A 22,810-nucleotide genomic window follows, 5' to 3' on the forward strand; every position below is an offset into this window, starting at 1 on the left:
GAATGGTCTGCTGGTTAGCGACCCCCTCCCAATGACGAGAAGGTATTTGCATGCAGCCAGCACTGAAGGCCCCGAAAGCCGAAACAAAGCCAACCGGAAAGCGGCGTCCGGGTACCGCCGTCGAAAGTGTCCTGAACCGGGGACTGAACGTCCGGCACATCCGCTTCATGGCGCTCGGCTCGGCCATTGGAACCGGACTGTTCTACGGTTCCGCGTCTGCCATCCAGAAGGCCGGTCCCGCGGTCCTGATCGCGTACATCATCGGCGGCGCCGCGGTGTTCATGGTGATGCGGGCACTCGGTGAAATGGCCGTCCGCCACCCGGTTTCGGGCTCGTTCGGCCAATACGCCAGCCGCTACCTCGGACCGCTCGCAGGATTTGTGACCGGCTGGACCTACGTGTTCGAGATGGCGATTGTGGCCATTGCCGACGTCACGGCGTTCAGCATCTACATGGGCTTCTGGTTTCCCCAGGTGGACCGCTGGATCTGGATCCTGGCCATCATCTGCTTCCTCGCCGCCCTCAACCTACTCAGCGTGAAGGTGTTCGGCGAGCTGGAATTCTGGTTCTCGCTGATCAAGGTGGTTGCCATCATTGCCATGATCGCGGGCGGCGCAGCCATCATTGCGTTCGGTTTCCAGGCGGGCGGGTCAACGGTGGCGCCTGGGCTGGGTAATCTCGTGGAGCATGGCGGGATCTTCCCCAACGGCTTCGAGGGGCTTCTGGCATCGTTCGCCGTGGTGATGTTCGCCTTCGGCGGGATCGAGACGCTCGGCATCACCGCCGGCGAAGCAGCAGATCCAAAGACAGTCATCCCCAAGGCCGTCAACACGGTTCCGGTCCGGGTCCTGCTCTTCTATGTCCTGACCCTTGGCGTCCTCATGAGCCTCTTCCCCTGGACCGAAATCGGCACCAACGGCAGCCCGTTCGTCCAGATCTTCAGTGGCCTGGGCATCCCGGCGGCACCCCACATCCTGAACGCCGTGGTCATCACTGCCGCCCTGTCCGCCATCAACAGCGACATCTTCGGCGCAGGCCGCATCCTGTTCGGCCTGTCCAGCCAAGGCCACGCGCCGGCAGTGTTCGGCAAGGTCTCGCGCCACGGCGTCCCGTGGATGACGGTGGTGATGATGGCCGGAATCCTGTTGGTGGGCGTTGTCCTGAATGCGGTCATTCCCGAGGATGTCTTCATCCTGATCGCCTCCATTGCCACGTTCGCCACCGTCTGGGTGTGGGTCATGATCCTGGCTTCGCACGTTGCCATGAAACGAGAGATCGCCCGTAACGGACTGCCGGCGTCGGAATTCCCGTCGCCCTGGTGGCCTGCCGCGTCCGTGCTGACCATCGCGTTCATGGCGCTGGTGATCGCCGTCCTGGGCGCTTTCGAGGACACCCGGGTGGCGCTGTACGTGGGAGCGGTGTGGCTGGGACTGCTGGTCCTGGCGTACCGGGTGTGGGTCAAAGGGAACGGACGACGGCGGGCCGAACTGGTGGACGAGACCCCGCCGCTGCCGGTGGTCACCACCGAAGTTTCAGCCGGCAGCTAGGCATCGACCCCCGGCGGAGGCCGAGGTTATCATCAGGCATGGTTCCGCTCACGAATCTCCTGGCGTTTGCCTTGGCCTCGCTGGTCCTCATCGCCATCCCCGGTCCCAGTGTGCTGTTCGTCATCGGCCGTTCGCTCGCGCTCGGACGCAAGGGCGGGCTCCTGAGCGTGCTGGGAAACGCCCTGGGCATGGTTCCGCAGATCATCGCCGTAGCGCTGGGGATCGGCGCGGCACTGGCACAGTCGATGGTGCTGTTCACGATCATCAAATTCGCCGGTGCGGCTTATCTGGTCTATCTCGGCGTTCAGGCGATCCGGCACCGGGGCGGAGGTACGACGTCGGCCGGCGCGCCGCCGTCGTCGTCCACTTGGCGCATGCTGCGCGAGGGATTCCTGGTGGGTGCCACGAACCCCAAGTCGATCGTGTTCTTCGTGGCGGTGCTGCCGCAGTTCGTTGACTACCGGTCCGGCAGCATTCCGCTGCAGCTTGCGTCCCTGGGCGCGGTTTTCCTTTTGATAGCGCTCGCCTCGGACAGCATCTGGGCCCTGGCCGCCGGCACCGCCCGGCATTGGTTTGCCCGTTCCCCGAAGCGCATCTCGACGCTCAGCGCCGCCGGCGGAGTCATGATGATCGGCCTCGGCGGAACGCTGGCGCTGGCCGGCAGCAGGTCCTGACCGCCCCACGCTCCCGCACGTAAAGTGCGGGAGCATGTGCCCAAACGGTGCAGGAGATGAGAGAGCGTTGGGTCAGAACCCGCAGGAAGTGCCAGAGCGTGCGGGCAGGTTGTGTGGTGCCGTCAGACGGCTGCGAGCGCCGAGCGGACAGCGGTTGGCATCGGCGTCGTGGGGCGGCCGATCAGGTCGCGCAGGTCGGAGCCGCTGACGTGCAGGTCACCGCGGGCGATGCCGAGGTCCGAGTCCGCCAGGATGTCGGCGAAGGGCTGCGGGACGCCGAAACCTGCCAGCAGCCCTGCGTAGTCCTCTGCCGGGAGGTCCTGGTAGGTCACGGCCTTGTTCGCGGCGGTGCTGATTTCCCGGGCAAGTTCGTCAAGGGTGAAGGCGTGGTCCCCGCCCAGCTCGTAGACTTTGCCGGCTTGGCTTTCGACGGCGACCAGCACAGCGGCAGCAGCCTCCGCGTAGTCCGCCCGGGAGGCCGCGCTGACCTTGCCTTCTCCGGCACTGCCTGCGAGGGCGCCCTGGGCCAGTGTTCCCGGGAGCTGATCGGTGTAGTTTTCCAGGTACCAGCCGTTGCGGAGGATGGCGAACTGGATCCCGGAGCCCTTGAGGATGTCCTCGGTTGCCTGGTGTTCGGCGGCCAGCTTCATGCCGGTGGTGTCGGCATTTGCAATGCTGGTGTAGGCGATGAGCTCGACGCCCGCCTCCGCTGCCGCCGCAATGACCGTGCGGTGCTGCTCGATCCGCTGGCCAACCTCGCTGCCGGAGATCAGGAGCACTTTGGTGGCGCCTTCGAGCGCCTGCGCCACGGAAGCGGCATCCGTGTAGTCCATGGCCCTGACCTGCACGCCGCGCGCTGCGAAGTCCGAAAGCTTCCCGATGGAACGGCCTGCGGCAACGATCTGCCCTGCCGGGACGTTCCGCTCCAGGAGGGCCTCGACGACGTGGCGGCCAAGCTGTCCGGTAGCTCCGGTGATGACGATGCTCATGGGTGGTTTCCTTTCACCATTTGTAAGGGGGTCACCTTCCACAACTGCGTACCCCGCTGATAACTTCCTGAGGGAGAGTACGCACTTTAAAGTAAGGTACTAACCCTGGAGTCAGGTATGTACCTTTCGGTAAGCTGGATGCATGAGGATCAGCAGTGTGGAAGTCAGTGAACTGCCGGCTCCGCTGCCGGTGGATTTTGCCGACGGCGTGTTCCCGGCCGGGTGCCCCAGCCGGACCGTGCTGGACCACATCACCTCCAAGTGGGGCGTCCTGGTCCTGCTGTCACTTTCGGAGGGCGAGCAGCGCTGGAGCGAACTTCGGCGGCGGGCGGAAGGCATCAGCGAGAAAATGCTGGCCCAGACCCTTAAGACCCTGGAACGGGACGGCCTGGTGCTCAGGAAGGCCCATGCAGTCATACCGCCACGCGTTGACTACAGCTTGACCGGGCGCGGCTATGAGCTGACCGCGCTGCTGGTCCCGCTGGTCACATGGGCTTTCAACAATGCCGACGACATCATCAACGGCCAGCGCTGACAGTCGCCGGAACGGCAGGGCTGCCCAGTGCAACCCACCAAGTGGTGGCGCAATCAGAAGTCGAGTACCTGTTACTGGTGTGACTGGTGTGAATAGCGCATAGCGTGTTTCCAAGGTGCCAGCCAGGAATAGGAGGACCATCCTCTGCTGGGAGCGTTCCGGCAACCGCACCGCAGCGAACGGCCAGGTGCCGTTCCAAGGAGTGGTTTCGATGGTGAAAACGCACGTCCCGGATCTGGCCAGTATGGGCCGGCCCGTCAGCCTGTCCGCCCTCATCGCCCAAGCCGCGTCCCGGGTCCTTGCCTGGCTCCGGAGGGTCATGGCACCGAGCAGTCCCTACCGGGTGGGAGATGCAGTGGTGGCAGAGGATCCGTTCCACGGCCGCCGCGAAGGGATAGTGGTATCCCGCCGCGGTCCGAGCGTGGGGGTCGGAACCGCGACGGGAATTCTCCACTTCGACCACAGGCAGCTCAAGAGGCAGGAATAGCCGCCTGCGCGTTGGGTGGGGCAGGGGTGGTGGGCCCGCAGACACAGGTCAGCGGGCCGACCAGCCGCCGTCCATGGTGTAGCTGGCACCCGTGACCATGCCTGCGTGGTCAGACGCCAGCCATGCCACCAGGGAAGCCACTTCCTCAGGTTCGACCAGCCGCTTGATGGCAGACTCTGTGAGCATGATTTTGGACAGGACCTCGGACTCGGGGATCCCATGGACTTTGGCCTGGTCAGCGATCTGCGATTCCACCAGGGGCGTGCGCACATATCCCGGGTTGATGCAGTTGGACGTGACTCCGTGCTCCCCGCCCTCCAGCGCCGTCACCTTGCTCAGCCCTTCAAGGCCGTGTTTGGCGGATACGTACGCGCTTTTGAACGGGGAGGCACGGATCCCGTGCACGGAGGACAGGTTGATGATGCGGCCGAAGTTGTTCGCATACATGTGCGGCAGCGCAGCCCGGATCAGGAGGAACGGCACCTCCAGCATGAGGGTGACCAGCCGGCGGAAATCGGCCGGCTCGAAGTCCTCTATGGGGCTGATCCGCTGGATCCCGGCGTTGTTCACCAGGATGTCGCAATCCAGGCTCAGGGTAGTGAGGCTGTCCACATCCAGCAGGTCAACGGCCCAGGTTGTGCCGCCCACTTCATCGGCAAGCGCTTCGGCGGCGGCGGCGTCAACGTCCGCGATGACCACCTTTGCGCCCCTTGCGGCGAGGGCCCGCACACTCGCGGCACCGATACCGCCGGCGCCTCCTGTGACGAGCGCCTTGCGGCCGTTCAGCGTGTCTTCCATAACCCTGCCTTCCGTTGCGGATTTCTCAATGACCGGGCCGGCCCCAGCCCAGGCTGGGGCCGGCTCATGCTTCTCAGCGTGCTTCTCAGCGCGCTGCTGCTACTGTCAGGCCTTCGCGCTCGGCGTCGGCCCTGTCCACTGATTCAAGGGCGATGCCCTTGGTTTCCTTGAGACTCAACACTGCCACCGTGGTAATGGCACACGCCACCACAAGGTAGATGGCGGTGGGAAGCCATGATCCGGTGTCCTTGAGCCACTGCGTGGCCAGCAGCGGCGCCAGGGAACCGGCGAAGATCGACGTGACCTGCGAGCCCAGGGACACACCGGCGTAACGCATCCGGGTGGGGAAGAGCTCGGCCATGATTGCAGGCTGGCCGGCATACATAAACGCGTGCAGGCAGAGGCCGATGGTCACGGCCAGGACAATGACCACAGGGTTCCTGGTATCGAACATCGGGAAGGCAAAGAAGGGCCAGGTGGCGCCGGTGATGGCACCGATGAGATAGACCGGCTTCCGGCCCCAGCGGTCCACCAGCCGCCCCACCTGCGGGATGACCAGGAAGTGGATGACGTGGGCGATCAGGAGCGCCAGCAGCAGCGAGGACGTGTCGTACTTGTGGACGCTCTTGAGGTAGACGATCGCGAAGCTGACCACCAGGTAGTACATGATGTTCTCCGCGAAGCGCAGCCCCATGGCCTGGAGGATGCCCTTGGGGTATTTGCGAACGACCTCAAAGACGCCGTAGCTGACAGCCTGTTCCTTCTCCACCAACGCCTTGGCTTCCAGGAAGATGGGCGCCTCGGTGACGTGGGTGCGGATGTAGTAGCCAACGAAGACGATCACCGCTGAGAGCCAGAACGCCACGCGCCAGCCCCAGCCGAGGAATGCCTCGGGGCTCAGGGTGGAGGACATGATGAAGAGCACCAGCGTGGCGAGCAGGTTGCCCACCGGAACAGCGGCCTGGGGCCAGCTGGACCAGAACCCGCGGGATGCGTTGGGGCTGTGTTCGGCCACCAGCAGCACCGCGCCGCCCCATTCACCGCCGAGGGCAAAGCCCTGGATGAAGCGCAGGATCACAAGCAGTGCCGGAGCCAGGTAGCCGATGTCGGCGAAGCCCGGGAGGCAGCCCATGAGGAAGGTGGAAACACCGATGATCACAATGGTGAGCTGCAGGGTGGGTTTGCGGCCCAGCTTGTCACCGATCTGGCCGAACACGATGCCGCCCAGCGGGCGGGCCACGAAGCCCACTGCATAAGTGAGGAAGGCCTGGATGATGCCGTCAAGTTCGTTGCCGGTGGCGGGGAAGAAGTACTTGCCAAAGACAAGGGTTGCCGCGGTGGCGTAGAGGAAGAATTCATACCATTCCACTACCGTGCCCACCATCGAGGCGGCCACGATCTTCTTAAGTCCGGATCCCTTGGGTGCGGGTCCGGCGGCATTATCTGCCGAGCGCTGCTCTACGCTCATTGAGTTTCTCCTTAGTGTCCACTTTGACACGCGCTGTGATCCACAGCACTAAATGGCTCCACCGAGTATTGCTGCACAAAGCTATGCATTCAATGGCCAAACCAGCAGGATGCGTGTGCATAATTGCAGACATGAAGGCAAACCCCGATGACCTGCTGGTGCTGCTCGAGGTGTCCCGGTCAGCAAGATTTACGACGGCGGCCCAAGCCCTGGGACTGAACCACACCACCGTTTCACGCCGCATCGCCGCACTGGAAAAAGCGCTGGGCGGACGGGTCCTCGCCCGGGCCGCGGGCGGCTGGGAGCTCACGGACCTCGGAACCGACGCTGTCAGGGTGGCCGAACAGGTCGAAGCTGCGATAGGTGCGCTGGGACCCGCCGGCCGGGTGCCCGACCCCATTACGGGCACCGTCCGCATGACTGCCACCGACGGATTCAGTGCCTACATTGCAGCCCCCGCCGTGGCGAGGCTGCGCCGGGACCACCCCGGACTCAGCGTGGAGGTGGTCACCATGACCCGGCGGGCGCTGCAACAGCGGTCCGGGCTGGACATCGAGGTGGTGGTGGGCGAACCCCAGGTTCACCGAGCCGAGGCGGTCCGCCTGGGTGAATACATGCTGGGGATGTACGCGTCGCGCGCCTATCTGGCGGAGAACGGTACGCCGGCCAGCGTCGCGGAACTGACGGAGCATCCGCTGGTGTATTTCGTGGACTCCATGCTGCAGGTTGACGACCTCGACGCCCCGCGCCGCCTGGTGCCTGCCATGCGGGACGGGCTGACCTCCACCAATGTGTTTGTGCATGTGGAGGCCACCCGTGCCGGCGCAGGCATAGGCTTCCTGCCCTGTTTCATGGGTGACCTGCACGAGGACCTGGTCCGTTTGCTGCCGGACGAAGTTGCCGAACTGCTGCCCTACTGGATGGTGCTCCGGCCGGATTCCATGCGGCGCCCTGCCGTGGCGGCCGTGGTGCAGGCATTACGGGACCAGACGTTGGCGCACCGGGAAGCGCTGCTGGGACGGGCAAAGCCCCCATCGACTGCTCGGTAACTGCCAGTAAAGATCCCGTAACCGCCAGCAAAAAAAGCCCGTCTATGGGGCAACCAATGGGGCAATCGATGGTGCAGGCGGGTCGTGGCGCACGGGTGAGCCTGCGGCGAAGGCCCGCACTTGGGCGTCGCTCCAGATGTGGGCTGGGACCGCACCGCCGAGGAGCCGGCGGGCCAGCTGCGGGTCGCCGTCGAGCGGGCTGTCGCTTCCGGCCATGACCATGTTCCCGTAACGCCGGCCCTTGAGCATGGCGGGGTCGGCGATGATGGCCGTGTGCTCAAAGCTGGCCGCGATGGTGGCTGCGTCCTCGCGGGCGTTTTTCAGGTCCGGGGCGTCGCCTGAGTTGACCACATAGATCCCGCCGGGCGACAGGACCTGCCTGATGTGGCCGTTGAACTCCGCGGTGGTGAGCGGACGCGGCGTCAGGGATCCGGCAAAGACGTCGCGGATGATGAAGTCCCGGCTGTCCGGCGTCAGCGTCTCGGTAACTGCGCGCGCCTCCCCCACCCGGAGCCGCAGCAGCGGAGCCTTGGGGAGGTCGAACCAGCCCCGGACGTATTCGGCCAGTTTGCCGTCGAGCTCCACCACCACCTGACGCGCGTCGGGGTAGGCGGAGTGGAAGTAACGGGCCAGGGAACAGGCGCCGCCGCCAAGGTGCAGTCCGCGCAGCTTGTGCGGGTCCGCCGCACTTGAGCCTCCGGCCTTCGGGTCGGCGGCTTTCGACTGGCCTGCTTTGGACTGGCCGGCTTTGGACTGGCCGCCCTTGGGCTGCTGCGGCCAGCGCGACTCGATCAGGGCCGCCATCCAGCGCATGTACTCAAAGTCGAGGAACAGCGGATCTGCAAGGTCGATATGCGAGCTCATGACCCCGTTGATTCTCAGGAGCCAGCCGTTGGAGTTGTCCTGGTCCGCGATCAGCTCACAGTCGCCGGTATCAATGTAGTAGACCCCCTCGACGGGGCCGTCCGGCAGGGTTCCCTTGGGCACATCGATGACGCCCGCCGTCGGACGCGGGCTGTTCCGTGCGCCTGACTTGCCGCGTTTGCCCATTAGCTTTTTGCCGCTTCAGTCATGGTTCAAGCCTAGGGGACAGCGCGTGCCCGGCCGCCTGCTCTCCCCGGCCGTCTATTCTGCCTGCGCGGCGCCCTTGCCGGCCTGGATCCGCTGGACCACGGCTGTGGTGGAACGTTCCGCGACGTAGTCAAGGATGGCCACCCGCCCGCCGTACTCTTCCACAACCTCCGTTTCTTCCAGCATCTCCGGGGTGTAGTCCCCGCCCTTCGCGTAGACCTCGGGCCTGAGTTCCCGGATCAGCGGACTGGCCGTGGGCGTATCAAAGACCGTCACATAGTCCACGCAGCTGAGCGCGGCGATCACAGCCGCGCGGTCGGCTTCGGCGTTGATGGGCCGGCCAGCTCCCTTGAGTTTGCGGACGGAATCATCGCTGTTAAGCGCCACCACCAACACGTCTCCCAGTTGCTTGGCCTGCGTCAGGTAACGGGTGTGGCCGCTGTGGAGGACGTCGAAGCAGCCGTTGGTCAGCACGATCCGCTGGCCCTGGGCCCGGTGCGACCGTACCTGCTGCGCGAGTTCCTCCAACGGGAGCGCGGTATCGGCGAAGCTCTCCAGGTGCCGGCTCAATTGGCTGGTACTGCAGACAGATGTGCCCGGCTGGTGCACCACCACGTCCGCGGCGGCCTGGGCCAGATCAAGGCTGGCAGTAAGCGGCAGGCCCACCGACCGGGCAAGGGTGAGGGCCGCCACGAAGGTATCGCCGGCGCCGGATGCCTGCTTCTCCGCGGCGGGACGCGCCCAGGTCCGGTGGGTGCCGCCGCTTTCCGAAAACAGCACAGTCCCGTCCCGGTCCAGCGTGACCACGACGGCCCGCGCTCCGGTGGCCTCAAGCAGCGCTTCACGATGCCTGGTCACCACATCGGCACGGCCGGGGCCTTCGGGGAGGCGCAGGTCCAGCAAGCGTGAGGCTTCCTGGGCGTTGGGCGTGACCAGGTCCGGACGCAATTCCGCCCAGGGCCGGGGATCGTGGGCGTCGATCACGGTCAGGGGGCGTTGGCCGGCAGAGCCGCCCGTAGTGTCGCCCGCAGGGTCGCCAGCCGAGTCGCCCGCAGGGTCGCCCTCAGGGTCACCGGCCAGGCCGTGCGGGGCTCCCCCCGCGGCGAGCGCCGTACAGATGGCAGCCCGGACCGGGTCTGCCAGCACCCCTGTGCCGTAGTCACACACCATCACCGCGTCCTGGTGTTCCACGGCGGCGGCCATGGAGGCGGCGAGGGCGGCCAGCGCCTCCGCCGGGACTGCACTGGCCGAGTCATCGATGCGGAGCATCACCTGGCCGCCGCTGCTGATCCTGATTTTGGTGGTGGTAACCATGGCCGGATGGCTGTGCAGATGTGTTACGTCGATCCCCGCATCCTCAAGTTTCCGGCGCAGCGTCAGCCCGGCGTCGTCGTTGCCGATGATGCCCGCCACGGATACGCGCGCACCGAGGGCGGCCAGGTTCATGGCGGTGTTGGCGGCGCCTCCCGGAGCGGACTCCCGCGCGGCGATGTCCACCACGGGCGCGGGAGCCTCCCGGCAGAGCCGCTCGATGGCTCCGCTCCACCAGCCGTCCAGCATCACGTCGCCAACCACCAGGACGGCGGGGCGTTCGTCGGCCAGGCGCCGGGGAAGCCAGCCTGACAAGGCTCGCTGGCCGGAGAGGTCTCCCCTCCCTGCTGCATCCCGGGCAGTCATGAGGCAGCCGGTTCGGTCTTCTGCGGCGGCGCGGCCAGATGAACCACTTTGACGCGGGAGAATTCGTCCATCAGCTCGGGCCCGTAGCCAAACCCATGGCCGCTCGCCCCGCGGGGCTGCGCCGAACCTCCCGGGGCGCCACCGAACACCGCGTTGATTTTTACGGTCCCCACCGGGAGAGTGGCGATGGCCTGCTGGGCATGGGCAATATTCCCCGTGAGCACAGTGGCGGCCAGACCGTACCTGCCGCCGGCCGCCCGGCGCAGCCCTTCCTCGAAGCTTGCCACCACCTGCACGGGCGCCACCGGCCCGAAGGTTTCCTCGGTCATCACTTCCATGGCGTCATTGCATTCCAGCAGGACCGTCGCGGGGTAGAAAGCGCCGGGACCTTCCGGCACCGACCCGCCTTCCACCGCATGCGCCCCGAGTTCCCGGGCCTGGGCCACCTGGGCGTGGACTTCGTCCCGCATCCGGGTGTCCACCAGCGGGGCCACACTGCCTTTGTTGTTGCGGAGCGCCGCCTCCGCTTCCAGCGCAGCACAGAACCGGTGCGCAACGTCTGCGTGGACGTAGATCCTTTCCACCGAGGTGCAGATCTGGCCGCTGTTGCTGAAAGCCCCAATGGCCGCCTGCTCCGCCGCCCAGAGGGGGTCGACGTCCCGGTCCACCAGCAACGGGTCATTTCCGCCGTTCTCACGGATTACATGCGCGCCGGTGAGCACCCCGGCCTCAGCGATCTGCGCTCCGGCTGCGCTGGACCCGACGTGGGCAATGACATCCGCTCCTGCCTGGGTGAGAAGACTCCCCACACCAGCGCCGCCGGAAACAGTGAGGAGCACTCCGGGCGGGAACGACGGCGCCAGCACCTCGCCCAACGCCTCACCGAGGCGCGGGCAACGTTCACTGGGCTTGTGGATCACTGCGTTGCCCGTGATGAGTGCCGCCCCGATCAGGCCGCATGCAACGGCCACCGGATCGTTCCAGGGCGTCAGGAGTACGGCCACCCCGCGGGGTTCTGCCACGGTGTAGTCGGAGGCGAACCGGTTGCCGAGCAGGCTGTGGCCCCGGTGCACCGGACCCAGTTCGGCGTATTGCACCAGGGTGGAAACCCCGGCGTCGATCCCGGCCAGGGCTTCGTTGACGGGGCGCCCGGTCTCACTGGAGTTCAGACCCGCCAGTTCCGCCCTGGCCGCGTCCAGTGCCCGGGCTGCGGCATGGAGCTTGGCGCCGCGCTCGGCGGCAGGGGTGGCGGCCCATCCGCCGGCCGCCTTCCGGGCCAATTTGGCGGCATTGGCCACGTCCCCCGGTTCGGACTCGTGGACTGACCACAGGAAATCGCCGGTCCGCGGATCCCTGATGACAATCCCGGTACCGTCGCTGGATGCAGTTTGAGCGGCAATCGGCATGGCTTGCGTATCCATGAAACTCCTCCCGTAGGCACTTCTCCTTGCTGTCCCTTACCCCCGGACGGGACGTTTACACGGCGGTAGCCAGGCGGTCCGTCGGTCCGTAGGGTGGCAGCACGCACACGGAAGGAACGGGCGAATGGATGATCCAGGCAACGGACCCGCTAAGGAGTCCGCCCCGAGGCACACGAAGAGGCCCGCCACCGTGCCAACAACGGCGCCCGCCGGCGTCGGACCTGTCCTGGAGAAGTTCCCGGACATTGCCCGGATCGCCTTGTTGCGCGGCGGCGGGCTCGGCGACCTGATGTTTGCCCTTCCGGCTGTCTCCGCTTTGAAAGCGGCCTATCCGGGCTCCACTGTGACCTTGCTGGGGACGCCCCTGCAGGAGGCCCTGGTGTCCGGAACCTGCACTCCGCTGGACGACGTGATGGTCCTGCCGTTCGCTGAAGGAGTGCGGCCCGGCAAGGAGGAACCGGCCGCGGTGGAGCTGTTCGTCAACAGTGCGCGGGAACGGCACTTCGACCTGGCGGTGCAGCTCCACGGCGGCGGCCGCTATTCCAATCCGTTCCTGCTGCAGCTGGGGGCCCGGCACACGGTGGGTTCCGCCACCGCGGATGCTGTCCCGTTGGAGCGGACCCTGCCCTACACGTACTACCAGCACGAGCCGTCACGTGCCCTGGAGGTCGCCGGCCTGGCGGGCGCCCCGCCGGCGCTGCTGGAGGCCAGGCTGAACCCGCGGGCGCAGTACGTTGCACAACTGCCCGCCACGCTGGGTACCGCACTGCCGCCCGGGGACACGCCCCTGCTGGTCATCCATCCCGGCGCCAGTGACCCCCGCCGCCGCTGGCCGGCCGAAGCTTTCGGCGCTGTCGCCCGGGCAGTGGCCGACGACGGCGGCAGGGTCCTGGTGATCGGTGACGCCGGCGAAAGGGGGCTGGCGGATGCCGTGGTGGGCGCCGCCGTCGGGCGTTCCACCGGGAACGGGGACGGGCCGGTCCTCTCAGTTGCCGGCCGGCTGGAACTGGGGGAACTGGCGGCGCTGCTGGCCCGGGCCGATGCGGTCCTCGCCAACGACAGCGGTCCGCGGCACCTGGCGCAGGCGCTGGGCACCCCGACCGTCGGCATCTACTGGGCCGGAAACGCCCTGACCTCCGGGCCCCTCGGCCGGGGCAGGCACCGGATCCACCTGTCCTGGGTGACGCGTTGTCCGGCGTGCGGCGCGGACGTCACCCAGGTGGGCTGGACCGCTCCGCGATGCCCGCACGACGGTTCGCTGATGGAGGGAATCGGGTCCGACGAGGTCACTGCCGACGTCAGGAGCCTGCTGGCACAATAGCGGGTCACGGCCAGGAGCCCTCCTCCTCGTGGCAGATCAGCATCTCGCGCACCTCACATCCCTTCGGCTGGGACAGGACAAACAGGATCGCCTGGGCCACGTTCCCGGGTTCGTTGAGCCTTGAATCGTCCTGCGGTTTGTACTGTTCGGTCCTGTCGTCGAAGAACCTGGTCTTCATCCCGCCCGGGATCATCGTGGTCACGCCGATCTCGCCGCCGGTCTCGGCCGCCAGGGCGTGGCTGAAGCCCACTACGCCGAACTTGGAGGCGCAGTACGCCGTCGCGTCGGCAACGGCCCGCTTGCCCAACGTGGAGGCGATGGTCACCACCCTGCCATGGGAGGTCTTGAGGAATGGCAGCGCGGCGCGGACCACGGACACGGTGCCGAACAGGTTGACGCCGATCACCTTCTCCCATTCCTCCGCTGCGACGTCCGCAAGTTTCCCGCAGCGGTCGATCCCTGCTGCGGTGACCACGGCATCGAGCCCGCCCAGCGACTCGGCGGCTTCCCGGACGGTCCGCTCCACGGCAACGCGGTCTGCAACGTCCACCTCAAAGGCCTTGACGCCGGAGACGCTGCTGATATCGCGGTCCAGGACCACGGGCGTTCCGCCCGCCTTGAGCACGGCCTCGACGACGGCGGCCCCCAGTCCGGAGGCCCCGCCGGTCACGAGGACCCGGCCGGGTGAGCCGGTGTTTAGAGGTGACTCGATGTTCATGGATGACACAGTGTTCATGTTGTTCCTTTCGCTCGAGGGCAAACTCATAAAATCGTTTCCGCGGGGCCTAGCTGACCTTCGCGAGGGCATCGGCCAGGACGGTGGTGGAGCGGGCCGGATGGTAGGGAACGGTGACGCAGCGCCCGCCCCAGCTCTCCACCAATTCGGCTTCGGGCAGCCGCGCCCCCTTGTAGTCGCCGCCTTTGACCCATACATCGGGACGGAGGCTGTTCAGGGCCGCCTCCGGGGTGTCTTCCTCAAAGACGATCACCGCGTCCACGAACTCCAGTGCCAGGAGCAGCTCAGTCCTGTCCTGCTGGTTCATGATGGGGCGCTGTTCACCCTTGAGCCGCCGCACCGAATCATCCGAGTTCAAGCAGACAATCAGGCAATCTCCCAGCTCCCGGGCAGCCGTGAGCGATCTGACGTGCCCGGCGTGAAGCAGGTCGAAGCAACCGCCCGTGGCCACCACCGTTCCGCCGTTTTCCCGCACCCTGCGGGCCAGCAGCATGGGGTCTGAAGTGCGGTGCCTGCGCCTGCCCGGAACCGGCGGATCCGGCATGGCACTGACACCTCCGGCCGCCAGGAAATCTGCCGCCTCGTGGACGGCAAGGACGGAGGCGTCTTCGAGGTCCCGGCCGCCGAGGAGGTGGACAGCAAGGCTCGCTGCGAGCCTGTCGCCGGCGCCGCAGGGATCGCCCGCCTCAACACGGGGCGCCGGGACAGGACGCGGAGTGCGGTCCCGCTCCCGGAAAAGAAGCGCCCCACGCTCCCCCGTGGTCACCAGTACTGCCCGGCTGCGCCATTCATCGAGCAGGATGCCCGCCACTTCGGCTGCGCCGTCCGCCGCTGAGCCGAAAACTCCGGTGGCCCTGGATCCCGCGGCCTGGTGCGCTTCGGCGAGGTTGGGTGTCACCACCGAGACCCCGGCCACGGGAAGGGCACCGGAGGGGTGCGGGTCCCACACCACAGGCACATCGTCCGCCAGCCCTGCGAGCAGCTCCCTCAACTGGGGATTGGCTGCCAGGCCGCGGCCGTAGTCGGCCACGATCACGGCGCCCGCCTTTTCAACCGCCCGCAGCATTGCCGGGGTGACTTCAGGTACAGGTGTCCCGCCGCAGCCCTCGTCGAAGCGGACCACGGCGTGGGTTCCCGCGCGGACGCGGGTCTTCACCGGCGTCGGGGAGCCGCTTGGACCTGCCACCAGCCGCACGCCGGCGAGCGTCCCCTCCAACTGCCGCCCGGCCTCGTCGTCCGCCAGCACCGTCACCAAGGTGACGGGCCAGCCGTCCTGCGCCAGCATCCGGGCAACGAGCCCGGCGCCGCCGGCCCGCCGCCTCACGCTGGAAACGTCCACCACGGGAACGGGCGCATCCGGGCTGAGCCTGGTCGCTGTCCCGGTCAGGTCAACGTCGAGGATCACATCCCCCACCACCACTATTCTCATGACCGGCCGCCCAGCTCCGGTGCCCAGTGCGCGGAGCCCCGCCGGCTGACTTCCAGATCGAAAGCGCGGCAGACTGCGTGCAGGGCGATCAGGTGCCCTTCCTGCGCGTTGGCGTTGACGGCGTCGATCATGACCGCCTCGTCACATGCGGCTGCCAGCGGATTGGGCCCGGGCCCGGTGAGCGCCCAGGTAGTGATGTTCAGCCTCGCGGCCGTTTCGGCCGCGAGCAGCAGGTTGGGGCTTTGGCCGCTGGTGGACAGGAGAACCAGCACATCCCCGGACCGGCCGTGGGCACGCACCTGGCGCGCGAACAGCTCCTCGAACCCGTAGTCGTTCGCGATGGCCGTCACCGCCGAGCTTTCTGCGTGGAGTGAGATCGCGGAGAACGGGACGCGCTCGCCGTCGAACCTGCCCACCAGTTCCGCGGTCAGGTGCTGTGCCTCCGCGGCTGATCCGCCGTTCCCGGCTGCCAGGAGCCGCTGGCCCCGGAGAAGCCGGTGGGCCAGTTCGACGCCCCAGGCTGCCAGGCGGCCGGACTGGCCGCGCAGCGAATCCAGTGCAGGGATGACGTTGTCCAGGTGGAGCCGCACGGCCTCGGCGGCCGCGCCGTCCAGGTCATCCATGGCATCAAGCCCGGGCAATGTCTCCGGAAAGCGCACCTGGCCGTCCAGGGCCCGGAGGTCGTCCTCACGAAGGGACCATTCGGCGGTCACAGTGCTGCCCCTTCCATCCGGTCCGCGCCGGCAGGCATCCCTGCGATTGCCAGCTGGTAGGCCTTTTCGGTTTCAGCAGCCACGCGGTCCCAGGAGTACCGGGACCGCGCCCGCTGCTGTCCCGCAGCGCCAAGCTCAGCCCGCAGCGCCGCATCGCCCAGCAGAAGGGCCAGCGCCGCTGCGATCGCTTCCGGATCCCGGGGCGGCACGTGAATGCCTGTCACGCGGTCCACCACAGTGTCGCGGAGCCCGCCCACCGCGGCGGCCACCACCGGTACGCCGCAGGCCATCGCTTCAAGGGGAACGATGCCAAAAGGCTCATACCAGGGCGTACACACCACGGCGTCCGCACTGCGGAAGGTCGCCGGCATGTCAGCCCGCGGCACCTGCCCCAGCAGCGTCACCCGGTCAGCGACGCCCAGTTCGGCGGCCAGCGTCAAAAGCCTGCGGACCTCCGGGTCTGACTCAAGAACCCCGGGGTCCGCGCCTCCGCCCACGATGAGGAGTTCGACGTCGTCATAGCCTTCCGCGCCCAAATGCGGCAGGGCCCGGATCACCAGGTCGACGCCTTTTCTTGGCACCAGCCGTCCCACGGAGAGGATGCGGTGCTGCCGCCTGCGGGGTTCCGCGGGGCCGTCTGCGGAGAAGAAGGCCAGGTCCACGCCGCAGGGAGCGATCGATACCTTGCCGGTGTCGATGTCCATGGCTTTGAGTTCGAACACCTCATCCGAGCACGTTGCGATGATCCGGTCCGCGGACCGGCCCACTCCCGGCTCCAGCCAGCGCCGCTCCGGCGGGCTGGTGTCCTCGGCGCCCTGATGCCTGCGCTTGACGGTGCCCAGGGCGTGGAATGTTTGGACAACGGGAACCCGATGCCCCGCCTCTTCGCGCCTCGCGGCATCAAGCGCCGCCAGGCCGGACATCCAGAAATGGGCGTGCACCACGTCCGGCGGGCGTTCGCCCCAGTCTTTGGCCATGGCGTCGGCCAGCTCCCCCATGAATGGCAGGAGTTCGTCCTTCGGCAGGCGGCGCGCAGGACCGGCCTCGGCATGAACAACTTCCAGCCGTGGCCCCACCCTGACTCGGGGAGGGAGGTCCGGCGAATCCTTCCGCGTGTAGACGGTGACGCTGTGGCCCCGCCTGGCGAGGGCCTCGGACAGTGCAGCGACGTGCACGTTCTGCCCGCCCGCGTCCACCCCGCCCAGTGCGGCCAGCGGACTGGCATGCTCTGAAACCATGGAGATTTTCATGGGTCTTCCTCTCTCGCGCCGGAATAGGATCTGCTTTTCCAGTGGTTGGCTACCGGAGGGCCTGTTTTTCCGGATCGCGGTAGTGCGGGTACACGGACCGCGGCCGCAGGTCTGCCAGCACGGCGTCCCAGTCGTCCAGGAACCTGGCCAGGCCGTAACGGGCAAGCGCCGCCTCGCGCGCCGCCTCGCCCCGCCGTCGGGCTTCTTCCGGATTGGCAATCAGGCGCCGTGCACTGCTGAGCAGTTCGCCGACGTCGGCGGACACCGCGCCGGCTTCCGGCGGCACCGCCCGGGGTGCTTCCGTGGTGGCCAGGGCAAGGACCGGCATGCCCAGGTGCATCGCCTCCAGCAGGGACAGCCCCAGCGATGTCCAGCGCATCGGGTGGACGTACACGCGGCACCGGGCCAGCTCGCGGTGCAGTTCCTTCGGTTTCAGGTCCCCACGGACATGCAGGCTGGCACCTTCGAAGCCTGCGGCGGCGAGGAGGCCTTCAGTCTTCATGCCGAAAACGTTCAAGGGCGCGACGGCGGCGAAAGCCGGCAACAGATCCGTTCCCGTGACGCGTCCCCGCCGAACGGGTTCATTCACCACCACACCGAGCTCGGGCAGTTCGCCTGTGTAGAGGGGGCCGGGATCCGGGATGCCATGCTCGATCACCACCGCCGGGGCTGACCCGTTGTCCCAGGCGAGCCTGTTGAAGTGGGTCACGTGCACCACCGGAATACTGTCCTGGTCCGCGAGCGGATGCCGGGTGTAGGGGAAGTTCCCTTTCGGGGTGTTGTGCTCGAGATAGACGGCAGGAAGGTCGACGCCGGGACGCCGTCCCAGCGACTGCGCCACCGCCTCGATTTCCTCAGGCCGCTGAAGCACGACGGCGTCCACGCTCTCGGCGTCGAGCCCGGCCAGCGGTACCTGCTGCACAGAGTCCGGCCACGGCCTGCCCGCGCGTCCCAGGCCCCACGGGCCGCCTTCCGGGAGTACCGGCAACAGGTATTCGTGGCGGCCGCGGACGAAAGCGTCCGTCCACGAACCGTGGACGTGCCAGAGGAGGATTCTCATCGGGTGCGGTCCTTCCTGCGCGTGCTGAGGTGGGTGCTGAACGAGGACACACCGCCGATCAGGCGCTCCACGGCGTGCATCACTTCTTCGGGTGAGACCGAATCCAGGCACGGGTGGCCAGGCACCGGACAGATCCTTGCCCTGGTGAGCCGGCACGCTGCGTTCTGGTCGCCAAGGAGTTCCAGGGGGACGCCGTAGGGGGCCCAGCGGACAGCGGGCACCACCGGGGAGAACAGGCACGCCACGGGCGTTCCCACAGCTGCGGCCAGATGCGCGGGGCCGGTATTGCCGGCGACGACGGCATCGGCTCCTGCCATGACTCCGGCCAGTGTCCGCAGATCCGTGCGGCCGCCCAGATCAAGGGCCGAGGGGCCCGCAACCGTTGCGGTCAGGGACGTTTCGTCCGGGCCGCCCGTCACCACCACCCGGTAGCCGGCCCCGGCGAGGAGTTCGACGGCGGCGGCATGGTGGAGCGGCGGCCACGCCCTGGCCGGGACCGCGGCTCCCGGGTGGACCACCACATAGGGCCCGTCGCCCACGAGATCGGTCACCGCAGGCACTGGCTTTACCTTGAGCTTGCCGTCATCGCCCAGCGGCAGCGGGAAGCCGGCTGCCCTGGCGATGTCCAGGGCGCGTTCGGCTTCCGGCTGGTCCTCCGGCAGGTCCTCGCCGGGCCTGAGCCGGACGTCCAGCAGGGAGCCCGCGTAATCGGTGGAGACGCCGCTGATCCGCTCCACCCCCGCCAGCCGCAGCAGCAGTGCCAGCGGCAGCGGGGACTGGTGGAAGGAGGTCAGGATGACAGCCTCGGTGATCCGCGAGTTCCGCACATACTCGATCAGCCGGTCAGCGTGCGGCCCCGTCATTTTCGGGGCAGGATTCATGATCCAGGGGCTGTCCCAGCTGTAGACCTCCGCCACGCCGGGCAGCATCGACGCGGCAGCATCACCCTGGCGCCCGCACAGCATCACCACATGGTTGGGCCGGCTGCCGTCCTGCTGCCGCCCGTTGGCAACAGCCCGGACGGCCGGTCCGGCCAACAGGACGTCACCCAGGCTGTCCAGCCGTGCCACCAGGACGTTTCCCATCAGGCCCCCTTCAACAGCGGGCTTGGTTCCGGCAACGGGTTTTGTTCCGGCTGGTGGCCGCGTTCCGTCTGGTGCCTGCGTGCAGGCCGGTGGCCGCGTTCCGGCAAGAGGTCAACGGCCGCGGCGAGGTCCCGGGCCACCAACTTTGCATCGTTGACCTCCTCGGTACGCGTGACCGGCGTCGGCACCAAAATTCCCCGAACGCCGGCGGCCTCCGCAGCCTGCACATCGCTTCCAATGTCCCCGATCAATGCAGCTTCGGAAGCCTCAATGCCCAGCCTCCGGCACGCGCTGAGCACCATGCCTGGCGCCGGTTTCCGGCAGGGGCAGCCATCGGCAGCTCCGTGCGGGCAGACCTCCCACACATCGAAGGGTCCCAGGAGTTCCTCCACCTTGGCATTGACGCTGGCAACCTCCGCGGCCGTGAGGATCCCCCGGGCCACTCCTGACTGGTTGGTGAGCACGCCGATTGCCAGTCCGCTGGCGCGGAGCGAATCCAGCACCGCCTTGGCTCCCGGCATTGCCCGGACCAGGCCGGGGTCAGCATTGTAGGGCACATCGACCACCAGCGTTCCGTCCCGGTCGAAGAGCACAGCCTTGAGTTGAGGAGTTTCGGAGCTTCCCATACCGACGTAGTTCCCTAACACGGGAGGTCCTAAACAGCGTCCCGGTCATTTCCCCGGAATAGAATCCACTGACACCCCGGATCCGTTGAACACGAAAATCCGATGAAACGGCGGCGGACGCCGCGGACATAACGGCCGGAACAGCGGCACGAAAGGAGGGGCGATGGACGCGAAAGAGGGCGGAAGTTCCGATGCCCGGCCCGTCCTGCTGGTGCTCCGCGCCCTTGGCCTGGGCGACCTGCTGGTTGCGGTGCCGGCCCTGCATGCCCTGCGCAGGGCCTACCCGCAGCACCGGCTCGTCTACGCCGGCCCAGCTTGGCTGGCTGGAGCCGTGGACCTGGTGGGCGGCTACGAATTGTTGCCCCAAGCCGGGCTCGCATCCTCCCTCCCGGCACTGCCAGGCGGCGTGGATGGTGGCGTGGATATCGCCGTCAACCTGCACGGAAGGGGACCCGAAAGCACCGAACTCCTGCGGGCCGCCGGCGGCCGGAAAATCATGGCGCATGGTGCCGGAGCTGGAAGCCCGGGCCCGGGCAGTGACGGCGCGGATGGACCCGGCTGGGTGGAAGACATGAACGAGCGGGCGCGCTGGACGCGCCTGCTGCAGTGGTACGGAATCGGTGCCGATCCCGCGGACTGCGCCCTTCGCCGCCCCGCCGTTGCTGGACCGGTTCCGGGCGCCACAGTGATTCACGTCGGCGCCGCTTTTCCGAGCAGGCTGTGGCCGGCAGAGCGGTTTGCCGAAGTGGCCCGGCGGCTCTCCGACAGCGGGCATCAGGTTGTTTTCACGGGAAGCGCTGACGAGCGTCCAAGGGCGCTGGAGATCTGCACACGGGCTGGCCTGCCTGGCTCCGCAGTCCTGGCGGGCAAACTGTCCCTCGCGGCCTTTGCGGCCTGCATTGCCGGCGCGCGCCTGGTGGTTTCGGCAGATACCGGCGCAGCCCACCTTGCAACCGCCTACGTCCGGCCGTCCATCGTGATGTTCGGCCCGGTAGGTCCGGAACGCTGGGGTCCGCCGCCTGGACCTCACGTGGTCTTGACGCGGGAACGGCTACGGCGCGGCGATCCTTTTGCCGACAACCCCGACCCCGCGTTGCTGGGTGTAACTGTTGAGGACGTACTGAGGGCCGCGTCGGAACTCGAATCAGCACACTGACTGCTGTCCGAAAGTTTGTGCTGCAGGTCCACCAGCACCCGGGCGAGCCGCCGGGAAACCTGCATCTGTGACATTCCCAGCCGTCTGCCGAGCTCTACCTGGGTCTCCTCGCAGAAGTACCGGCGGTACAACAGCTCGCGGTCAGCGGCATCCAGCTCCAGCATGGCCTCGCGCAGGCAGGCGAGGTCCTCCAGCCGTTCAAAAGGCACATCGGGACAGGCAAGCACCTCCGCTATCGGTGGCGCATCGCTGTGGGGATCGACGGCGTCGAGCGAGTCCGGATGGAGGCTGTTGGATGCGCTGACGGCTTCCCGCACTTCGGCTTCATCCACGCCAAGGTGACTTGCAAGTTCGGCCATGGTGGGATTGCGTCCCAGCGTCTGCGCCAGTTCGGGCTCTGCACGGAACAGCAGTGAACGCAGGTCCTGGACGTGCCGCGGCGGCCGGACCATCCAGCTTCGGTCCCGTAGGTACCTTTTCAGTTCGCCGGTAATGGTGGGCGCGGCATAGGCGGGGAAACTGTCCCCTTTTGCCTGGTCGAAGCCGCGCGCCGCCTTAACCAGGCCAAGGTAGGCCACCTGGTTCAGGTCGGCGCGCTCCCGGCCGCGCGCTTCGAAGCGCGCGGCCAGTGCTTCTGCAAGGTCCAGGTAGTCCAGGACCAGTTCGTTTTCGAAGGCCTCCCGAAGCCGTCCGTGCCCCGCCGCAGGCATCCGCACAGGCGTCTCCAGCGGCGGCTCCGGGGGCATTTCGGGGGCAAGTTCCGGAAGGGCGGACCGGACTGCTGTAGCTTCGCCGGCGTAGGCAGCAATGAGTTCAGGCATTGTCGGTGGCTCCCTCGGGTCTGGGTCCGAAAGCCTGTGGCAAGACTTAGCAGTAGGAAATCATAAGCTTGCTTATAAAACAATGCCTTCCCGACAAGAAGCCGCCCGGAGCGCCCCGGCGTGCGCCGGAAAGTTACCCCTTCGGCTACACGCCAGACGCCGGCTTGTCCCGGGCGGCCCGCTCTGCGTCGGTCATTCGCGCCCGGTCTGCCTCGCTCATTCGCGCCCGGTCTTCGTCGGTCATCCGTGCCCGGTCTTCGCCGCGAATTGCGGAGCGATCGGAATCGTCCGTGTGGTGCCCGGCCGCGCGATCGGCACGGGCTGCATCGCCGTATTCCCCGCGATCATCCCGGTCAGTCCGGTCAGTCCGGTCAGTGCGGTCAGTCCGGTCAGTGCGATCGGTACGGTCAGTCCGGTCAGTGCGATCCCTGCGATCCGCAGCGCCGGGCAGCACGCCACCCGTCCGGTTTTCCCCTGCCCTGGCGCCCCGGTCTCCGCGCACGTCCGGGTCGATCTCGTCAGCCTTGCGGGTGTGCTCGGCCACGTTCTCGCGAAGCGACTGGGCTTCGGCGGCCTTATGTTCGGCTTCCTGCTTCAACCGCGCGGCCTGGACCTGTGCCTGTTCCGCATCGGCACGTGCCCTGGTGGCACGGGCTTCGTTCTCGCGGGCGTCAAGTTCGATGTTTTCGGCCTTTTTGCGCATCTCCGTTGCCTTCTCGCGGTGCGACTCATCGCGCTTCTCCTGTATGGCCCGACGGCGACGTCCCGTTACCAGCAGCAGCACAATAAGCGCCACGACGACAATCGCAATAACTATCCAAACCCACGGTGCTACGTCCAAAGCTACCCACCTCTTCCCACTCCGTTGTGACCGGCTCCAAGCGATGCCAAGACGGC

The 22,810-nt window shown here is 67.2% G+C and carries 21 protein-coding genes and 1 pseudogene; 7 read left to right on the forward strand and 15 right to left on the reverse strand.

Going from position 1 to position 22,810, the window contains the following annotated elements; translation table 11 throughout:
- Positions 1-50 precede the first annotated feature (50 nt).
- On the forward strand, positions 51-1,547 hold the full coding sequence (locus ABIA70_RS13495) for an amino acid permease (protein ID WP_354148059.1): 1,497 nt from the start codon (positions 51-53) through the stop codon (positions 1,545-1,547).
- 38 nt (positions 1,548-1,585) lie between these two features.
- Entirely contained in the window at positions 1,586-2,221 is a 636-nt protein-coding gene (locus ABIA70_RS13500) for a LysE family translocator (RefSeq protein WP_354148060.1), read from the forward strand.
- Positions 2,222-2,343: 122 nt separating this feature from the next.
- On the opposite strand, the gene ABIA70_RS13505 is transcribed toward ABIA70_RS13500, so the two are convergent.
- Positions 2,344-3,210, reverse strand: a complete 867-nt coding sequence (locus ABIA70_RS13505) for an SDR family oxidoreductase (RefSeq protein WP_354148061.1) — start codon at positions 3,208-3,210, stop codon at positions 2,344-2,346.
- 142 nt (positions 3,211-3,352) lie between these two features.
- On the opposite strand from ABIA70_RS13505, the gene ABIA70_RS13510 reads away from it, so the two are divergent.
- Together ABIA70_RS13510 and ABIA70_RS13515 are read left to right on the forward strand one after the other, a co-directional pair.
- Complete coding sequence (locus tag ABIA70_RS13510) at positions 3,353-3,745, forward strand: winged helix-turn-helix transcriptional regulator (protein WP_354148062.1); 393 nt, start codon at positions 3,353-3,355, stop codon at positions 3,743-3,745.
- 211 nt (positions 3,746-3,956) lie between these two features.
- The gene (locus tag ABIA70_RS13515) at positions 3,957-4,232 is read left to right on the forward strand and encodes a hypothetical protein (protein WP_354148063.1); all 276 of its coding nucleotides are present in this window, start codon (positions 3,957-3,959) and stop codon (positions 4,230-4,232) included.
- Positions 4,233-4,280: 48 nt separating this feature from the next.
- Here ABIA70_RS13515 and ABIA70_RS13520 read toward each other — a convergent pair whose 3' ends face one another.
- Together ABIA70_RS13520 and ABIA70_RS13525 are read right to left on the reverse strand one after the other, a co-directional pair.
- Positions 4,281-5,030 carry a 3-hydroxybutyrate dehydrogenase gene (locus ABIA70_RS13520; RefSeq protein ID WP_354148064.1) on the reverse strand — a complete coding sequence of 250 codons (750 nt, stop codon included), beginning with the start codon at positions 5,028-5,030 and terminating at the stop codon, positions 4,281-4,283.
- Between the two features lie 85 nt (positions 5,031-5,115).
- Positions 5,116-6,498 carry an MFS transporter gene (locus ABIA70_RS13525; protein WP_354148065.1) on the reverse strand — a complete coding sequence of 461 codons (1,383 nt, stop codon included), beginning with the start codon at positions 6,496-6,498 and terminating at the stop codon, positions 5,116-5,118.
- Between the two features lie 131 nt (positions 6,499-6,629).
- On the opposite strand from ABIA70_RS13525, the gene ABIA70_RS13530 reads away from it, so the two are divergent.
- Positions 6,630-7,547, forward strand: a complete 918-nt coding sequence (locus tag ABIA70_RS13530; RefSeq protein WP_354148066.1) for a LysR family transcriptional regulator — start codon at positions 6,630-6,632, stop codon at positions 7,545-7,547.
- Between the two features lie 42 nt (positions 7,548-7,589).
- Here ABIA70_RS13530 and ABIA70_RS13535 read toward each other — a convergent pair whose 3' ends face one another.
- The 3 genes from ABIA70_RS13535 to ABIA70_RS13545 form a co-directional block, all read right to left on the reverse strand.
- A complete protein-coding gene (locus ABIA70_RS13535) occupies positions 7,590-8,597 on the reverse strand; it encodes a spermidine synthase (RefSeq protein WP_354148067.1) in 1,008 nt (335 codons plus the stop codon).
- 75 nt (positions 8,598-8,672) lie between these two features.
- The gene (rfaE2, locus tag ABIA70_RS13540) at positions 8,673-10,295 is read right to left on the reverse strand and encodes a D-glycero-beta-D-manno-heptose 1-phosphate adenylyltransferase (protein ID WP_354148068.1); all 1,623 of its coding nucleotides are present in this window, start codon (positions 10,293-10,295) and stop codon (positions 8,673-8,675) included.
- Complete coding sequence (locus tag ABIA70_RS13545) at positions 10,292-11,716, reverse strand: aldehyde dehydrogenase family protein (RefSeq protein WP_354148069.1); 1,425 nt, start codon at positions 11,714-11,716, stop codon at positions 10,292-10,294. Before ABIA70_RS13545 ends, rfaE2 (ABIA70_RS13540) begins: the two co-directional genes overlap by 4 nt.
- Before the next feature lie 124 nt (positions 11,717-11,840).
- Here ABIA70_RS13545 and ABIA70_RS13550 point away from each other — a divergent pair, with 124 nt between their 5' ends.
- Positions 11,841-13,037, forward strand: a complete 1,197-nt coding sequence (locus ABIA70_RS13550) for a glycosyltransferase family 9 protein (RefSeq protein ID WP_354148070.1) — start codon at positions 11,841-11,843, stop codon at positions 13,035-13,037.
- 4 nt (positions 13,038-13,041) lie between these two features.
- Here the strand turns inward: ABIA70_RS13550 and ABIA70_RS13555 are convergent, their stop codons facing one another.
- The 7 genes from ABIA70_RS13555 to ABIA70_RS13585 are packed head-to-tail and all read right to left on the reverse strand — an operon-like array spanning position 13,042 to position 19,936.
- Positions 13,042-13,773: an SDR family oxidoreductase gene (locus tag ABIA70_RS13555; RefSeq protein ID WP_354148071.1), complete on the reverse strand. Its 732-nt coding sequence runs from the start codon at positions 13,771-13,773 to the stop codon at positions 13,042-13,044.
- 49 nt (positions 13,774-13,822) lie between these two features.
- Positions 13,823-15,202, reverse strand: a complete 1,380-nt coding sequence (gene rfaE2 / locus ABIA70_RS13560; RefSeq protein ID WP_354148072.1) for a D-glycero-beta-D-manno-heptose 1-phosphate adenylyltransferase — start codon at positions 15,200-15,202, stop codon at positions 13,823-13,825.
- Positions 15,199-15,915, reverse strand: coding sequence for a D-sedoheptulose-7-phosphate isomerase (locus ABIA70_RS13565; protein WP_354148073.1), 717 nt, complete (start codon positions 15,913-15,915; stop codon positions 15,199-15,201). Before ABIA70_RS13565 ends, rfaE2 (ABIA70_RS13560) begins: the two co-directional genes overlap by 4 nt.
- Entirely contained in the window at positions 15,912-17,165 is a 1,254-nt protein-coding gene (locus ABIA70_RS13570) for a glycosyltransferase (RefSeq protein ID WP_354148074.1), read from the reverse strand. The genes ABIA70_RS13565 and ABIA70_RS13570 overlap by 4 nt, the downstream gene beginning before the upstream one ends.
- A 49-nt stretch (positions 17,166-17,214) precedes the next feature.
- Positions 17,215-18,225 carry a glycosyltransferase gene (locus ABIA70_RS13575; RefSeq protein ID WP_354148075.1) on the reverse strand — a complete coding sequence of 337 codons (1,011 nt, stop codon included), beginning with the start codon at positions 18,223-18,225 and terminating at the stop codon, positions 17,215-17,217.
- On the reverse strand, positions 18,222-19,310 hold the full coding sequence (locus tag ABIA70_RS13580) for a glycosyltransferase family 9 protein (protein ID WP_354148076.1): 1,089 nt from the start codon (positions 19,308-19,310) through the stop codon (positions 18,222-18,224). Before ABIA70_RS13580 ends, ABIA70_RS13575 begins: the two co-directional genes overlap by 4 nt.
- Positions 19,310-19,936, reverse strand: a complete 627-nt coding sequence (locus ABIA70_RS13585) for a D-glycero-alpha-D-manno-heptose-1,7-bisphosphate 7-phosphatase (protein WP_354148077.1) — start codon at positions 19,934-19,936, stop codon at positions 19,310-19,312. Before ABIA70_RS13585 ends, ABIA70_RS13580 begins: the two co-directional genes overlap by 1 nt.
- Before the next feature lie 163 nt (positions 19,937-20,099).
- Here ABIA70_RS13585 and ABIA70_RS13590 point away from each other — a divergent pair.
- A pseudogene (locus ABIA70_RS13590) lies at positions 20,100-21,077 on the forward strand (glycosyltransferase family 9 protein); the annotation flags it as partial.
- On the opposite strand, the gene ABIA70_RS13595 reads toward ABIA70_RS13590, so the two are convergent.
- Together ABIA70_RS13595 and ABIA70_RS13600 are read right to left on the reverse strand one after the other, a co-directional pair.
- Positions 20,963-21,913, reverse strand: coding sequence for a sigma-70 family RNA polymerase sigma factor (locus ABIA70_RS13595; RefSeq protein ID WP_354148078.1), 951 nt, complete (start codon positions 21,911-21,913; stop codon positions 20,963-20,965). The pseudogene ABIA70_RS13590 and the gene ABIA70_RS13595 overlap by 115 nt on opposite strands.
- Before the next feature lie 145 nt (positions 21,914-22,058).
- Positions 22,059-22,754, reverse strand: coding sequence for a hypothetical protein (locus ABIA70_RS13600; protein ID WP_354148079.1), 696 nt, complete (start codon positions 22,752-22,754; stop codon positions 22,059-22,061).
- Positions 22,755-22,810: the final 56 nt, after the last annotated feature.

Origin of the sequence: Arthrobacter sp. 754, assembly GCF_040548695.1 — a bacterium.
In the GTDB taxonomy this organism is placed as follows: Bacteria; Actinomycetota; Actinomycetes; order Actinomycetales; family Micrococcaceae; genus Arthrobacter.